The sequence below is a fragment of the Streptomyces sp. NPDC087422 genome, assembly GCF_044744145.1.
GTDB lineage: Bacteria > Actinomycetota > Actinomycetes > Streptomycetales > Streptomycetaceae > Actinacidiphila.
Genome location: NZ_JBIUXT010000001.1, coordinates 176,061 through 190,837 on the forward strand (window position 1 = coordinate 176,061; position 14,777 = coordinate 190,837).

At 70.3% G+C, this 14,777-nt stretch carries 11 protein-coding genes and 1 tRNA gene; 3 read left to right on the forward strand and 9 right to left on the reverse strand.

Features of this window, described 5'->3' with window-relative positions; genetic code table 11:
* Nucleotides 1-3: 3 nt before the first annotated feature.
* The 3 genes from ACIO6U_RS00800 to polA all read right to left on the reverse strand — a co-directional run bounded on the left by ACIO6U_RS00800 (nucleotide 4) and on the right by polA (nucleotide 4,556).
* Nucleotides 4-138, reverse strand: coding sequence for an SPW_0924 family protein (locus ACIO6U_RS00800; protein WP_188282936.1), 135 nt, complete (start codon nucleotides 136-138; stop codon nucleotides 4-6).
* Between the two features lie 196 nt (nucleotides 139-334).
* Nucleotides 335-1,609, reverse strand: a complete 1,275-nt coding sequence (locus tag ACIO6U_RS00805; protein WP_401714663.1) for a lytic transglycosylase domain-containing protein — start codon at nucleotides 1,607-1,609, stop codon at nucleotides 335-337.
* Nucleotides 1,610-1,838: 229 nt separating this feature from the next.
* Nucleotides 1,839-4,556: a DNA polymerase I gene (polA, locus tag ACIO6U_RS00810; RefSeq protein ID WP_355333953.1), complete on the reverse strand. Its 2,718-nt coding sequence runs from the start codon at nucleotides 4,554-4,556 to the stop codon at nucleotides 1,839-1,841.
* 166 nt (nucleotides 4,557-4,722) lie between these two features.
* Between polA and ACIO6U_RS00815 the strand changes: the two genes are divergently transcribed.
* Nucleotides 4,723-7,044 carry an FdhF/YdeP family oxidoreductase gene (locus tag ACIO6U_RS00815; RefSeq protein ID WP_401714665.1) on the forward strand — a complete coding sequence of 774 codons (2,322 nt, stop codon included), beginning with the start codon at nucleotides 4,723-4,725 and terminating at the stop codon, nucleotides 7,042-7,044.
* Nucleotides 7,045-7,113: 69 nt separating this feature from the next.
* A complete protein-coding gene (locus ACIO6U_RS00820; protein WP_188282940.1) occupies nucleotides 7,114-7,599 on the forward strand; it encodes a PaaI family thioesterase in 486 nt (161 codons plus the stop codon).
* A 24-nt stretch (nucleotides 7,600-7,623) separates the two neighbouring features.
* Here the strand turns inward: ACIO6U_RS00820 and ACIO6U_RS00825 are convergent.
* A tRNA-Leu gene (locus tag ACIO6U_RS00825) sits at nucleotides 7,624-7,706 on the reverse strand.
* Between the two features lie 91 nt (nucleotides 7,707-7,797).
* On the opposite strand from ACIO6U_RS00825, the gene ACIO6U_RS00830 reads away from it, so the two are divergent.
* A complete protein-coding gene (locus tag ACIO6U_RS00830; protein ID WP_355333958.1) occupies nucleotides 7,798-8,439 on the forward strand; it encodes a response regulator in 642 nt (213 codons plus the stop codon).
* A gap of 87 nt (nucleotides 8,440-8,526) precedes the next feature.
* Here the strand turns inward: ACIO6U_RS00830 and ACIO6U_RS00835 are convergent, their stop codons facing one another.
* The 5 genes from ACIO6U_RS00835 to ACIO6U_RS00855 form a co-directional block, all read right to left on the reverse strand.
* Nucleotides 8,527-9,243: an ABC transporter ATP-binding protein gene (locus tag ACIO6U_RS00835; RefSeq protein ID WP_188282943.1), complete on the reverse strand. Its 717-nt coding sequence runs from the start codon at nucleotides 9,241-9,243 to the stop codon at nucleotides 8,527-8,529.
* Nucleotides 9,240-10,133, reverse strand: coding sequence for an ABC transporter ATP-binding protein (locus tag ACIO6U_RS00840; RefSeq protein ID WP_355333963.1), 894 nt, complete (start codon nucleotides 10,131-10,133; stop codon nucleotides 9,240-9,242). Before ACIO6U_RS00840 ends, ACIO6U_RS00835 begins: the two co-directional genes overlap by 4 nt.
* 7 nt (nucleotides 10,134-10,140) lie before the next feature.
* Nucleotides 10,141-12,030 carry a branched-chain amino acid ABC transporter permease gene (locus ACIO6U_RS00845; RefSeq protein ID WP_355333965.1) on the reverse strand — a complete coding sequence of 630 codons (1,890 nt, stop codon included), beginning with the start codon at nucleotides 12,028-12,030 and terminating at the stop codon, nucleotides 10,141-10,143.
* A gap of 5 nt (nucleotides 12,031-12,035) precedes the next feature.
* Complete coding sequence (locus ACIO6U_RS00850) at nucleotides 12,036-12,965, reverse strand: branched-chain amino acid ABC transporter permease (protein ID WP_355333968.1); 930 nt, start codon at nucleotides 12,963-12,965, stop codon at nucleotides 12,036-12,038.
* 112 nt (nucleotides 12,966-13,077) lie between these two features.
* Entirely contained in the window at nucleotides 13,078-14,325 is a 1,248-nt protein-coding gene (locus ACIO6U_RS00855; RefSeq protein ID WP_355333970.1) for a branched-chain amino acid ABC transporter substrate-binding protein, read from the reverse strand.
* Nucleotides 14,326-14,777: the final 452 nt, after the last annotated feature.

The following is a 14,777-nucleotide window of genomic DNA, read 5'->3' on the forward strand; positions in this document are numbered from 1 at the left end:
GGCTCAGGGGTGGCTGGGGACCGTGGTCAGCAGGGGTTTCGGCGAGGTGTGACCCGCGGGCGCGCCGATCGCGGTGACGGTGAAGACCAGGGCGAGGGCGGCGGCGAGTCCGATCGCCGCCGCGGCGAGAGCGCGCATGGCCTGACCTCCCTCGGGCACGGGCCGACGCGGTCGTCGGCCGGGGCCGGGGCACCGTAGCAACCGGGAGGTGAGATGAGAACACGTTTCACCGGGGACGTTCGTGAGGCTTTCGCCTGAACGTCCCCGGTGCGTGGGAGTGTTGCCGGCGCGCGGGGCGCCGGGGGTGCCGTGTCGGGGAAAGCCCCGTCGCGGGTTACGGCTTCGCGGTGACGGCGGCGCCCGTGGCCGCGCTGGCGGTCGCCTCACCGCTGGGGGTGGGGGTGTCCGTCGGCGTCGGGGTGTCGGTGGCGCAGGGGTCGGGCGTGCCGGGGGTGTCCGTGGGAGTCGGCGTCGCGGTCGGGCTGGGGCTCGCGCTGTCGGTCGGCGAGGGCGACGGGGACTGCGTCGGGCAGCCGGGGGTCGTCGGGGTGTCCGTCGGCGTGCCGGTCGGGGTTCCCGTGGGGGTGCCGGTAGGCGACGACGACGGCGACGACGGCGGCGGGGTCTTGCCGGGGCCGGTCGACGGGGTGCCCGCGGTCGGCGGGACGATGCCGCCGCTCGGGTGGGTGCCGGACGGCGAGGGCGACGGTGTGCCGCCGGGGGCCGACGCGGACGGACTGGTCGACGGCCGCGGGGTGTTGGCGAACGGCGGCGCGCCCGCGCCCGGTGTGCCCGGGCGGTCGGGCACGGAGACCGCGTCGCCCTGCCGGAAGTGCTCGTACCAGGACTTCACCAGGTCGAGGTAGGCCTGCGAGTGGTTGTAGCCGAGGATCGCGCGGTCCATGTCCCGCGGTACGGCCAGGTCGCGGCCGTCGGCGCACAGGTAGTGGGCGGCGGCCAGCGCGGCGTCGTACACGTTGTCGGGGTCGGCGACCCCGTCGCCGTTGCCGTCCGCGCCCCAGTTCGCCCACGTCGAGGGGATGAACTGCATCGGGCCGACCGCGCGGTCGTGGACCGGGTCGCCGTCGTAGCGTCCGCCGTCGGTGTCGCTGATGTTCGCGAAGCCGTTGCCGTCGAGCACCGGGCCGAGGATCGGGGTGTACGTCGTCCCCTTGGCGTCCACGGCGCCGCCGCGGGCCTGGCCGGACTCCACCTGGCCGATGGCGGCGAGCAGTTGCCACGGCAGGTGGCAGCCGGGGTTGCTCGCGGCGACGCTCGCCTCGGCGCGCCGGTAGGCGTCCAGGACGGTCGCGGGCAGCGAGCCGCCGGACGGCAGCGGGGTGACGACCGGGCCGCCGGAGGGCGTGGCGGTCGGATTCGTGAGGTCCGTCGGGGTGTTCAGCGGCGGCACATCGGTGATGTACGGCGAACCGCCGTCGATCGCGGGGCCGGGCGGCGGGGCCACGGTGGTCGTCTGCCGCGCGGCGGCGTGCGCCACCGGGATGAGTCCCGGCGCCTGCGAGGCGCCCAGCGCCGCCATCGCGGCGGCGGCGACCGCCGTACCCGCCGCTCCCCTGCGTAGCCTTCGGCCGTACCGCCGCGCTGACATGTCCGCGGTCCTCCCCAGGTGCGAGATGGGCGCGTGGCCGCGCCACAACTCGATTGACCCTACGGCAACTTCAGCCCCCCGACCACAGTCGGGGAAGACGCGATCCAGGGCAAATCCCGGCAATCCGCCAAGGTTTCCGGCCCCTCGGCGGACCTTTCACCGAGGGGTCGCGACTCGTTCACACAGCCCGGTCACAGACTCGCGCGGTCGCGCGGGCGGCGGGGTGGGGTCAGTGCGCGGCCGACTCCCAGTCGGTGCCGTCGCCGACCGACACGTCCAGCGCGGCGCGCAGCGGATACGCGCCCGCCATCTCGCGGCGGACCAGCGTCTCGACCTTCTTCCGCTCGCCGGGCGCGACCTCCAGCACGATTTCGTCGTGCACCTGGAGCAGTATCCGCGACTCCAGCTTCTCGTCGGTGAGCGCCTGGTCGACCTTGAGCATCGCGATCTTCACGATGTCGGCGGCCGAGCCCTGGATCGGCGCGTTGAGCGCCATCCGCTCGGCCATCTCACGGCGCTGCCGGTTGTCGCTGTTGAGGTCGGGCAGGTAGCGGCGGCGGCCGAGCAGCGTCTCGGTGTAGCCGGTGTTCCTGGCCTCCTCGACCACCCGGTGCAGATAGTCCCGCACGCCGCCGAACCGCTCGAAGTACGTCTCCATCAGCCCGCGCGCCTCCGCGGCCTCGATGTTGAGCTGCTGGGACAGGCCGAAGGCGGACAGGCCGTACGCCAGCCCGTACGACATCGCCTTGATCTTGCGGCGCATCTCGGCGTCCACCGCGTCCCGTGCGACGCCGAAGACCTGGGAGCCGACGGTGGTGTGCAGATCCTCGCCGGAGGCGAAGGCTGCGATCAGTCCCTCGTCCTGCGACAGGTGGGCCATCACGCGCAGTTCGATCTGGCTGTAGTCGGCGGTCAGCAGCGATTCGTAGCCCTCGCCGACGACGAAGCCGCGGCGGATGGCCCGGCCCTCGTCGGTGCGGACCGGCACATTCTGCAGGTTGGGGTCGGTGGACGACAGGCGTCCGGTGGCCGCGACGGTCTGGCTGAAGGTGGTGTGGATACGTCCGTCCGGGGCGATCGTCTTGACCAGCCCCTCGACGGTGACCCGGAGCTTGGCCTGCTCCCGGTGGCGCAGCATGATGACCGGCAGTTCGTGCTCGGTCTGCGCGGCCAGCCAGGCCAGCGCGTCGGCGTCCGTGGTGTAACCGGTCTTGGTCTTCTTGGTCTTGGGCAGGCCCAGCTCGCCGAAGAGGACTTCCTGGAGCTGCTTGGGCGAGCCGAGGTTGAACTCGTGGCCGACCGAGGCGTGCGCCTCGCCGACCGCGTGCTGCACGGCCGCGGCGAACTGCTGTTCCAGACCTTCGAGATGGGCCCGGTCGGCGGCGATCCCGGAGCGTTCCATCCGGGCCAGGAGCGCCGAGGTGGGCAGTTCGACCTCGTGCAGCAGCTCGGTGGCGCCGACCTCGGGCAGCCGCTCGCCGAAGACCTCGGCGAGGTCGAGGACGGTACGGGCCTGCACCATCAGCGCGTCGGCCGCGGCGGCGCCCTCGTCCTCGCCCTCCTCGCCGAAGGCGAGCTGTCCGCCCGCGGCGTCGGCCGGGGCCAGCTCGCGGCCCAGGTACTCCACCGACAGCACGTCGAGCGCGAAGGAGCGGCGGCCGGGCTTGATGAGATACGCGGCCAGGGCCGTGCACATCGTCACCCCGGCGACGCTCCAGCCGTGCTCGGCGAAGACCCGCTCGACGTTCTTCGCGTTGTGCAGCACCTTGGGGCGGGCGGGGTCGGCGATCCAGGCGGCGAAGGACTTCTCGTCCGCCTCGTCCAGCTCCGCGGGGTCGAACCAGGCGGCCACCTCCGGTGAGGCGAGCGCGATCTGGGTGACGCTGCCGCTGCCCAGCGCCCAGGTGTCGACGCTGGCCAGGCCGAGCGGCGCGCCGCCGTGCTCGTCGAGCCAGCCGGGCAGGTCGCCCGCGGCGAGCACGGTGCCCTCCACGGCGACGCCCTCGGCGATCTCCGCCTCTTCCTGCTCGGCGCCGGGATCGACGGCGAACAGCCGCTCCCGGAAGTTGGAGTTGCGGAATTCCAGCACGTCCAGCACGCCGACCAGGGCCGTCCTGTCGTACGGCTCCCTGGCCAGGCCCTCGGGGCCCGAGGGCAGGCTCACGTCGCGCACCATCTCGGTCAGCCGCCGGTTGAGCTTCACCGCGTCCAGGTGCGCCCGCAGATTCTCACCGGCCTTGCCCTTGACCTCGTCGGCCCGCTCGACCAGGTCGGCGAACGACCCGAACTGCGTGATCCACTTGGCCGCCGTCTTCTCGCCGACGCCGGGGATGCCGGGCAGATTGTCCGACGGGTCGCCGCGCAGCGCCGCGAAGTCCGGGTACTGCTGGGGCGTCAGGCCGTACTTCTCCTCGACCTTCTCCGGGGTGTAGCGGGTCAGCTCGGAGACGCCCTTGGTGGGGTAGAGCACCGTCACGTTCTCGGTGACCAACTGGAACGAGTCCCGGTCGCCGGTGACGATCAGCACCTCGTAACCGAGCGCTTCCGCCTGGGTGGCGAGCGTGGCGATCACGTCGTCCGCCTCGAAGCCCTCGACCGCGAAGCGGCTGACGCCCATCGCGTCCAGCAGCTCGCCGATCAGCTCGACCTGGCTGCGGAACTCGTCCGGCGTCTTCGAGCGGTTCGCCTTGTACTCGGGGAACTCGTCGAACCGCCAGGTCTTGCGGGAGACGTCGAAGGCGACGGCCAGGTGCGTCGGCCGCTCGTCACGCAGCGTGTTCGCCAGCATGGACGTGAAGCCGTAGATCGCGTTCGTCGGCTGGCCCGTGGCGGTGTTGAAGTTCTCCACGGGCAGCGCGTAGAACGCCCGGTACGCCAGCGAGTGCCCGTCCAGCAGCAGCAGGCGGGGGCGGTCGGTCGTCTTCGATGCGGATGCGTTGTCTGCCACGTCTCCGATCCTCCCACGCGGGTACGACAACGAAGGACGCCTCCCGCCGGGGGCACGCCGTGCGGGGGGCGGCGGGGCCGGGAGCCGGGCGGGCGGCTCGGCGGGCCGATCAAGCCGGGCGCCGCCCGCCGGCTCCCCCGCCGCGCAAAGGCGGTACAAAGGACGTATGGCAAAGAAGCCCCCTTCAGGTGACCCCGTCCAGGACGCTCCGCAGGTCTCCGCGCCCAAGCACAGTGCGGCGGGGCTGCCCGCCATCGGGCACACGGTCAAGATGGCCGGGCAGCAGATGGGGGTGCGGCGGGCCACGTTGACGCTGCTGAAGGTCAACCAGAAGGGCGGCTTCGACTGTCCGGGCTGCGCCTGGCCCGAGCCGGACCACCGGCATGTCGCCGAATTCTGCGAGAACGGCGCGAAGGCGGTCGCCGAGGAGGCGACGCTGCGCCGGGTGACCCCGGACTTCTTCGCCGCGCACCCGGTCTCCGACCTCGCGCGGCGCAGCGGCTACTGGCTGGGCCAGCAGGGCCGGATCACGCAGCCGATGTATCTGGCGGAGGGCGCCGACCACTACGAGGCGGTGCCGTGGGAGCGGGCCTTCTCGATCGTCGCGGACGAACTGACCGCCCTGGACACCCCGGACGAGGCGGTCTTCTACACCTCGGGCCGCACCAGCAACGAGGCGGCGTTCCTCTTCCAGCTCTTCGCCCGCGAGCTGGGCACCAACAATCTGCCGGACTGCTCCAACATGTGCCACGAGTCGTCGGGTTCCGCGCTGACCGAGACGCTGGGCGTCGGCAAGGGCAGTGTGCTGCTGGAGGATCTGTACCGGTCGGACCTGATCATCGTCGCCGGGCAGAATCCGGGCACCAACCACCCGCGGATGCTGTCCGCACTGGAGAAGGCCAAGCAGGGCGGGGCGACGATCGTGTCGGTCAACCCGCTTCCGGAGGCGGGTCTCGAGCGGTTCAAGAATCCGCAGAACGCCTCGGGTCTCGCCGGTTCCGGCACCGTGCTGACCGATCTGTTCCTCCAGATCAGGCTCGGCGGCGACCAGGCGCTGTTCCGCGCGCTGGGCCGGCTGCTGATCGAGGCCGGCGCGCTGGACCGCGACTTCATCGCGGAGCACACCCACGGCTTCGCGGAGTACGAGGCCGCCGCGCTCGCCACCGACTGGGACGAGGTGGAGCGCGCCACCGGTCTGGCGCGGGCCGAGATCGACAGGCTGCTCGCCCTGGTGCTGGACGCCAAGAGCGTCGTGGTGTGCTGGGCGATGGGCCTGACCCAGCACAAGCACGCGGTGCCGACCATCCGCGAGGTGGTCAACTTCCTGCTGCTGGGCGGCAACATCGGCCGCCCCGGCGCCGGGGTCTGCCCGGTGCGCGGGCACAGCAATGTGCAGGGCGACCGGACGATGGGCATCTTCGAGCGGCCCCCGGCGGCGTTCCTGGACGCGCTGGAGAAGGAGTTCGGCTTCGCGCCGCCGCGCGAGCACGGCTTCGACGTGGTGCGCGCGATCCGGGCGCTGCGCGACGGGACGGCGAAGGTGTTCTTCGCGATGGGCGGCAACTTCGTCGCCGCGTCCCCCGACACCGACGTCACGGAGGCCGCGATGCGCAAGGCGCGGCTGACCGTTCATGTGTCGACCAAGCTGAACCGTTCGCACGCCGTCACCGGCGCCCGCGCGCTGATCCTGCCGACGCTGGGCCGTACCGAGAAGGACCGGCAGGCGGGCGGCCCGCAGTTCGTCACCGTCGAGGACTCGATGGGCATGGTGCACGCCTCGCGCGGCGGCCTGGACCCGGCCTCGCCGCATCTGCTGTCGGAGCCCGCGATCGTGACCCGGCTGGCCCGCGCCGTCTTCGGCGACCGCAGCATGGTGCCGTGGGCGGACTTCGAGCGGGACTACGACGCGATCCGCGACCGTATCTCGCGGGTCGTCCCCGGCTTCGCGGACTTCAACGCCAAGGTGCGGCGCCCGGGCGGCTTCACGCTGCCGCACGCCCCGCGCGACAGCCGCACCTTCCCCACCGCGACGGGCAAGGCCAACTTCACGGCCGCGGCCGTCGAGTACCCGGCGGTGCCCGAGGGGCGGCTGCTGCTCCAGACGCTGCGCTCGCACGACCAGTACAACACCACCATCTACGGTCTGGACGACCGGTACCGCGGCATCAAGAACGGCCGCCGCGTCGTCCTGCTGCACCCCGAGGACGCCGCGGCCAACGGTCTGGCCGACGGCGACTACGCCGACCTGGTCGGCGAGTGGAAGGACGGCACGGAGCGGCGCGCGGAGGGCTTCCGGGTCGTGCACTACCCGACCCCGCGCGGGTGCGCGGCGGCGTACTACCCGGAGACCAATGTGCTGGTCCCCCTCGACCACACCGCGGACACCAGCAACACCCCCGCCTCGAAGTCGGTGGTCATCCGGCTGGAGCGGACCGCGACGGACGCCCCCCGACGCACGGCCGACGCGGGCCGTCCGGTAGAAAACTGATCAGTACACGGAAAAACGCGTACGGGCACACCGGATCAGGCCGGACGAGGACGATCGGAGCACCACCCCATGGGCGAGCGGACCACCACCTACTTCCCGCCGGAGATCCTGGAGCAGTACGCCGGGCTCGGCGTCGATCTGCGGGGTCTGTTCTCCGGCGGTCACCTGGGTGAGCGGATGGGCATCCGGATCCTGGAGGCGGCGCCGGAGAAGGTGGTCGGCACGATGCCCGTCGAGGGCAACACCCAGCCGATGGGGCTGCTGCACGGCGGCGCGTCCGCGGTGCTCGCCGAGACCCTCGGCTCGGTCGGCGCGATGCTGCACGGCGGTCCCAGCAAGATGGCCGTCGGCGTGGACCTCAACGCCACCCACCACCGCGGTCTGCGCTCCGGTCTCGTCACCGGCACCGCGACCCCGGTCCACCGGGGCCGCTCCTCGGCGACCTATGAGATCGTCATCACGGACGAGGCGGACAAGCGGGTCTGTACGGCCCGGCTGACCTGCATGCTGCGCCCGGCGACTCCCACGGGCACGACCGCTCCCCCGGCGAACTGAGGGGATACGGGGGGATTTCAGAGGTGCCGGGTGCGGGATTCGAACCCGCACGCCCTTTCGGACAGATGTGTTTGAGACATCCGCGTATGCCATTCCGCCAACCCGGCCAGGTCGCGTGCACAGCGTACCGTGTAGGTGCGCGCCGTCGCAGCTAGGTAGGCTCAGGTGTGCAGTACCCCGCCTGATACGAGGAGCACCGTGAGCGCGCCCGACGAGTCCGCCGCCCCGCTCGACGACGAGCAGTCGAAGTCCCACGTCCCTCCCCTGACGACCCGCGTGGTCATCGCCGAGGACGAGGCGCTGATCCGCCTCGACCTCAAGGAGATGCTGGAGGAGGAGGGCTACTCCGTCGTCGGGGAGGCCGGGGACGGCGAGACCGCGGTGAAGCTCGCCGAGGAGCAGCGTCCCGATCTGGTGATCCTGGACGTGAAGATGCCGGTGCTCGACGGGATCTCGGCGGCCGAGCGGATCGCCGCGGACAAGATCGCGCCGGTGCTGATGCTGACCGCGTTCTCGCAGCGCGAGCTGGTGGAGCGGGCCAGGGACGCGGGCGCGATGGCGTATCTGGTGAAGCCGTTCAGCAAGAGCGATCTGGTGCCCGCGATCGAGATGGCGGTGAGCCGGTTCCAGGAGCTGAAGGCGCTGGAGGCGGAGATCGCCGACCTGTCGCTGCGGCTGGAGACCCGCAAGCTGGTCGACCGGGCCAAGAGCGTCCTCCAGACCAAGTACGGGCTGACCGAGCCCGCCGCCTTCCGCTGGATCCAGAAGACGTCGATGGACCGCCGGATGTCGATGCAGGCGGTCGCGCAGGCCGTGATCGAAGAGGTCTCCGAGAAGTAGGCGCCCGCGGACGGGACACGGCGCAGGGCCCGCACCCCGGTCGGGGTGCGGGCCCTGCGCCGTGTTCCGGGCCCGGTCGGGCGAGCCTCAGTCCTCGCCGAGGTACGTCTTGCGGACGCCGTCGTCGTGCAGCAGGTCCTGGCCGGTGCCGGAGAGCTTGATCGTGCCGATCTCCATCACATGGGCCTGGTCGGCGAGCGAGAGCGCGGCCTGCGCGTTCTGCTCGACCAGCAGGATCGTGGTGCCCTGGGCCTTCAGCTCCACGATGGTCGTCATGATCTTCTGCATCATGATCGGCGACAGACCCATCGAGGGCTCGTCGAGCATGAGCAGCTTGGGCTGCGACATCAGCGCGCGGCCCATGGCGAGCATCTGCTGCTCGCCGCCGGACAGCGTGCCCGCGGCCTGCCTGCGGCGCTCCCCGAGGATCGGGAAGAGGTCGTAGGCGCGCTGGATGTCCTTGGCGATGGCCGCCGTGTCCTTGCGGAGGAAGGCGCCGAGCTGGAGATTCTGCTCGATGGTGAGCCGGGGGAAGATGTGCCGGCCCTCCGGGGAGTGCGCCAGGCCCAGGGCGACGATCCGGTGCGCCGGGACGCGGGTGAGCACCTTGCCGTCGAAGCTGACCCGGCCGCCGATCGGCTTGAGCAGCCCGCTGAGGGTGCGCAGCGTGGTGGTCTTGCCCGCGCCGTTGGTGCCGATCAGGGTGACGATCTGGCCCGCCTCGACGGTGAACGAGATGCCCTTGACGGCCTCGATCTTGCCGTAGGCGACCCGGAGGTCCTCGACTTCGAGCAGTGCGGTCATCGGTCGTTCTCCTGCTCCTCGGCCCCGGCTTCGGCCGCGGCCGCTTCCACTGCGGCGTCGCCCTCACCGGTGGGCGCGCCTTCGAAGGGTTCACCGAGGTAGGCCGCGATGACCCGTTCGTCCTGCTGGACCACGTCGGAGGTGCCCTCGACCAGTTTCTCGCCCTGGACGAGGACGGCGACGCGGTCGCACAGGTTGAAGATGAACCGCATGTCGTGCTCGATGACCAGGACGGCGATGCCCTGGTCGCGGATGGCGAAGACCAACTCCTCGGTGGCCCTGGTCTCCTGCGGGTTCATACCGGCCGTGGGCTCGTCCAGCAGCAGCAGGCCGGGCTCGCTGGCCAGCGCGCGGGCGATCTCCAGCTTGCGCTGCTCGCCGTAGGGGAGGTTGCGCGAGAGGTGGTCGGCCTTGCCGGCCAGGCCGATGAACTCCAGGATCTCCATGGCCCGCGCCCGCGACCGGGCTTCGGCCTTGTGGTAGCCGGGGCCGCGGATGAGGGCGGACAGCAGTCCCTCGCGGGTCCTGGTGTGCCTGCCGACCAGCACGTTCTCCAGCACGGTCATGTTGGAGAAGAGCCGGATGTTCTGGAAGGTGCGGGCGAGTCCGGCCTGGGTGACCAGGTGCGGTTTGGGCGGCAGCACCTCGCCTCGGTAGGTGACCTTGCCCTCGGTGGGGACGTACAGGCCGGTGAGGCAGTTGAAGAAGGTGGTCTTCCCGGCGCCGTTGGGGCCGATCAGTCCGACGATCTCACCGCTGTTGACGGTGAGGTCGACGTCGCGGACGGCGGTGAGGCCGCCGAACCGCATGACGACGCCGCTGGCCTGGAGCAGCGGGCCGCCGTCGGAGGCCGCTGCCGGGGTCGGCTGCTCTTGGCTGATGATGGTCATGTGTCTCTCACGCCCCTGCCGGGCTGGCCGGGACGGTGTCGTCGCCGAGCGGGCGTTGCTCGGGGATGAGCACTTCGTCCTGGTGGAATTCGAGCTGGCGGCGCCGGTTGGGGATGATGCCCTCGGGCCGGAAGCGCATGATCAGGATCAGGGCGAGGCCGAACGCGAAGAGTTCGTACCGCTCCAGGAAGCCGAGCTTCTCGGGGAGCAGGTAGAGCAGCGCCGCGCCGAGGATCGGGCCGCTGACCGTACCCATGCCGCCGAGGACGACGGCGGCGAGCAGGAAGGCCGAGTTGGGCGGGGCGGCGCCCGCGAACTGGTACGGGTTGGGCACCACGTTGTACGTGACGTGGGCGCTGACGGTGCCCGCGAGTCCGGCGAGCGAGGCGCCGAGGGCGAAGGCGATCAGCTTGACCCGGAAGCCGTTGATGCCCATGGCGGTGGCGGCGGTCTCGTCCTCGCGGATGGCGACCCAGGCCCGGCCGATCCGGGAGTCGGCGGCGCGGGTGAAGATCAGCACCACGATGACCGTGATCAGCAGCATCAGCAGGTAGTAGTTGGCGAACCGGCCGAGGGTGACGGAGCCGATGTCGTGCGAGGCGCCGAGGTTGTACCCGAAGATCGACAGGTCGGGGATCTGCGAGATGCCGTTGGGGCCGTTGGTGACCTTCGGGCCCGATACGCCGTCGAGGCTGTTGACGACGATGCGGAAGATCTCACCGAAACCGAGCGTGACGATGGCCAGGTAGTCGCCACGCAGCCGCAGGGTGGGGGCGCCGATGAGGACGCCGAAGACCAGCGAGGCGGCCATGCCGGTGAGGGCGGCGGCCCAGAACGGGAACTGGACGCCGGACCAGATCGAGAACGGCGAGCCGGAGACCAGGGCGGCGGCGTACGCGCCGACGCCGAGGAAGGCGACGTAACCGAGGTCGAGCAGGCCGGTGAGGCCGACGACGATGTTGAGGCCGAGGGCGACGGTGCCGAAGATCAGGATGTTGACGCCGAGGTTGGCGTAGTGCTCGTCGTTCTGCGCGAAGGGGTAGGCCAGCGCGGCCAGGAAGCCCATCGTGTTGGCGAACGAGCGGTGGGCGGCGGTGAGTCCGGAGAACTGCCGGAGCAGACCGGCCGCGCTCAGCGCCCAGATGGTGAAGACCACGACGATGAGGAAGCCGAGGAAGATCTCGGTGTAGCCGGTGGCGAGGCCGTAGGTGAAGACCTCGAGGCCGATCGCGGCGGCCACGGTGATGATCAGCCGCTGGACCCAGCCGGGCAGCTTCGTCGGGTCGGCGACCGGGAGATCGCTGTGGTGGGGGCGCAGTTCGCGCAGCCACTTGTACGTGCCGACGACCGGGCCGACCGTGGAGAAGCGGCCGAGTTCGAAGTACTCGGTGTCGTGGGTCTCCCGCGGGTGCCGGTGGATCGGCAGTGCGAGGGCGCCGATCACCAGGACCAGGCTGCCGATCGCGGCGACGAAGCCGCCGGGGTCGAGGTTGGCCAGGCCGCCGAGCTTCTCGGCGATGGCGATCACCGTGTACCAGGTGGTGCCCAGGGTGCCGAGGGCGAGCAGCAGCACCGGGTTGTTGGAGCGGTTGGGGGTGAGCCAGCGCAGGCCCTTGAGGCCGAAGGCGCCGAGCGCGAACAGGCCGGTGACGATGGCGCCGACCAGGGTGAGGACCTGGAGACCGCCGGGGTAGCCGGAGACGGTGAGGTCGCCGGGGAACTCGGTGGTGTACGTCCAGGACATGAAGGTGGAGGCGATGGTCGCCACGGCGCCGACGAGGGTGACCGCCTGGGCGGCGGTCCGCGGCAGCGGTACGAAGGGGGCGACCCTGCGTCCGGCCGGTTTCGCGGTGTCGACGGCGATGGACTCCGCGGCGCTTACGGGGATGTCGGTCATCGGTGTCACGCCCTGTCCGCGACGCGCTCGCCGAGCAGACCTTGCGGCCGGACGAGCAGGACGACGATGAGGAGCACGAAGGCCCAGACGTTCGCCCAGCTTCCGCCGCCGAGCTGCTGCATGCCGGGGATGTTGGAGATGTAGGCGGAGGCGCAGGACTCGGCGATGCCGAGGACGAGGCCGCCGAGCATGGCGCCGTAGATGTTGCCGATGCCGCCGAGAACGGCCGCGGTGAACGCCTTGAGTCCGGCCTGGAAGCCGATGTCGTACTTGACCTGGCCGTACTTGAGGCCGGAGGCGAGTCCGGCGACGGCGGCGAAGAAGCCGCCGATGGCGAAGGCGATGACGATGATGCGGTTGGTGTCGATGCCCATGAGCTGGGCGGTGTCCGAGTCCTGCGCGGTGGCCTGCATGGCGCGGCCGGTGCGGCTGGTGCGGACGAAGGCGGCGAGGCCGACCATGCAGATCACGGCGGCGGAGACCAGGAAGATGTCACCGCTCTGGATGTTGATCGATCCCACGTGGAAGGGGCCGCCGGGCAGTTGCGGGAAGCTCTTGGCGTTGTCGGCGCCCGGGTACCAGAGGAAGATCGCCTGCTGAAGTGCGAGGGAGAGGCCGATGGCGGTGATCAGTGGTGCCAGCCGTGGTGCGCCGCGCAGCGGCCGGTACGCGAATCGCTCCGCGGCCACGGCGATGAGCACGGACACGATGGCGCCGCCGAGCAGCATCAGGGGCAGTGCGAGCCAGATGGACGTGCTGTCGGGGAGATTCGTCCAGACCGCGAGCGCGCCGAAGGCTCCGGTCATGTAGATCTCGCCGTGGGCGAAGTTGATGAGCTGGACGATGCCGTACACCATCGTGTAGCCGATGGCGATGAGCCCGTACATCGAGCCGATGAACAGCCCGTTGGCCAGCTGTTGCGGCAGGGTGTGCACCGCATGGCCTCCATGTCACTGAGGGAGCAGGGGGGAAGGTACGCCGGGGGGTAAGCGGGGGGCCGCGCGGTCGGGGTGACCAGCCGCGCGGCCCTGGGTGCTACGGAGTCGGTCAGCCGCTGTAGGTGCCGCTCTTCACGGCCTCCCACTTGCCGCTCTTGACCTGGTAGACGGTGAGCTGCTTGTTGGTGGTGTCGCCGTACTGGTCGAAGGAGACGTGACCGGCGATGCCGTCGAAGTCGCTCTTCTGGACGGCGTCGACGAGCTTGGAGCGGGCGTCGGCCATGGCGGGGAGCTTGCCGCCGTTGGCGTCCATGACGGCCTTGACGCCCTTGATGATCGCGGTGGCGGCGTCGTACGAGTAGCCGCCGTAGGTGCCGTAGTCACCGGGGTAGTTCTTCGCCTTGTACGTGGCGATGAAGTCCTTGGCCGCCGGGAGCGTGGTGACCGGGACGCCGACGGAGGTGGCGAGGTCGCCTTCCGAGGCCGCACCCGCGGTCTTGATGTAGGTGTCGGAGAACATGCCGTCGCCGCCCATGAGCGGGATCTTCACGCCGGCCGCCTTGAGCTGCTTGGTGAGCTGCTCCGACTCGTCGTACTGGCCGCCGTAGTAGACCATGTCGGCCTTGGCGTTCTTGATCTTGGTGACGAGCGTGGAGAAGTCGTTGTCACCGGTGTTGACGTGGTCGGTGCCGGCGATCTTGCCGCCGAGGGACCCGAACTTGTCCTTGAAGATGCCCGCGAGACCCGCGCCGTAGGTCTGCTTGTCGTCCACCACGAAGGCGTTGGTCTTCTTCAGGGTGTTGTAGGCGTAGTCCGCCGCGAAGCCGCCCTGGAGGGCGTCGGTGGTGGCGGTACGGAAGTAGGTCTTGAACGGCCGGACCTTGGTGCCGGTGTTCCAGTCCTTGCCCTGGGTCAGGGTGGGGTTGGTGTTGGACGGCGAGATCTCGACCATGTTCGCGGTGGTGAACACCTGCTGCATGGACTGGGCGACGCCGGAGTTCAGCGGGCCGACGGCGGCGATCACGCTGCTGTCCGCGACCAGGGCCGTGGCGTTCTGCTGGCCGGTGGCGGGCAGCGCCTTGTCGTCCAGGGCCTTGATCTTGAAGGTCACCCCGGGGACGAGGTTGTTCTTGTTGGCGTCGTCGACAGCGATCTGCACGCCGTACTGGATGCCGAGGCCGGTGGCCGAGTTCTGCCCGGTAAGCGGAGCGTCGACACCGATGACAACGGTCGTCTTGGCGGCGCCGCTGCTGTCCCCGCTGCCCTTCTTGTCGTCGCTCCGCGATCCGCAGGCGGTGAGGGTGAGGGCTCCAGTGGTGAGTACGGCGGTCAGTACAAGCAAGGAACGGTGTCGCACGATCAGTCCTTTCCCCTGGCGCGGCCGTCTCTGATGAGACGCCGAGTCGCGCGCTGGAACCCGAACTGACAAATCCGGAGGCGCGGTGACTGGCCGTGACTCTAGGCGCGTGGAGCTGAGTCAGGCAGAGGTGAAGGGAAGAGTGTGACTGTCTTGTTATGCCGGAAGGAAACTCTTGAGGTTCTGCTGAGGTTGGCGGAGGGATTTGGGTGCTTTGCTCCGGCGTCCGCATGATGAGAACGCGCACTTCCGGCCAAGGGTAGGGGACTTGGGGGCGGCCAGGAGGCGATGTGACCGCGGCAGGAATGTCAGGAGATTCAGAGGGTAAGCACCTGTCGGAGTACCGCCCTGATTCCGTATTGCGTTCGCGTTACATAGCGTTAAGTTTTTCGATTCGCCGGCCAAAGGCCCCGCCATTGCCGCTGCCGAAATCGGCGGCAAAGGCGGCCGAC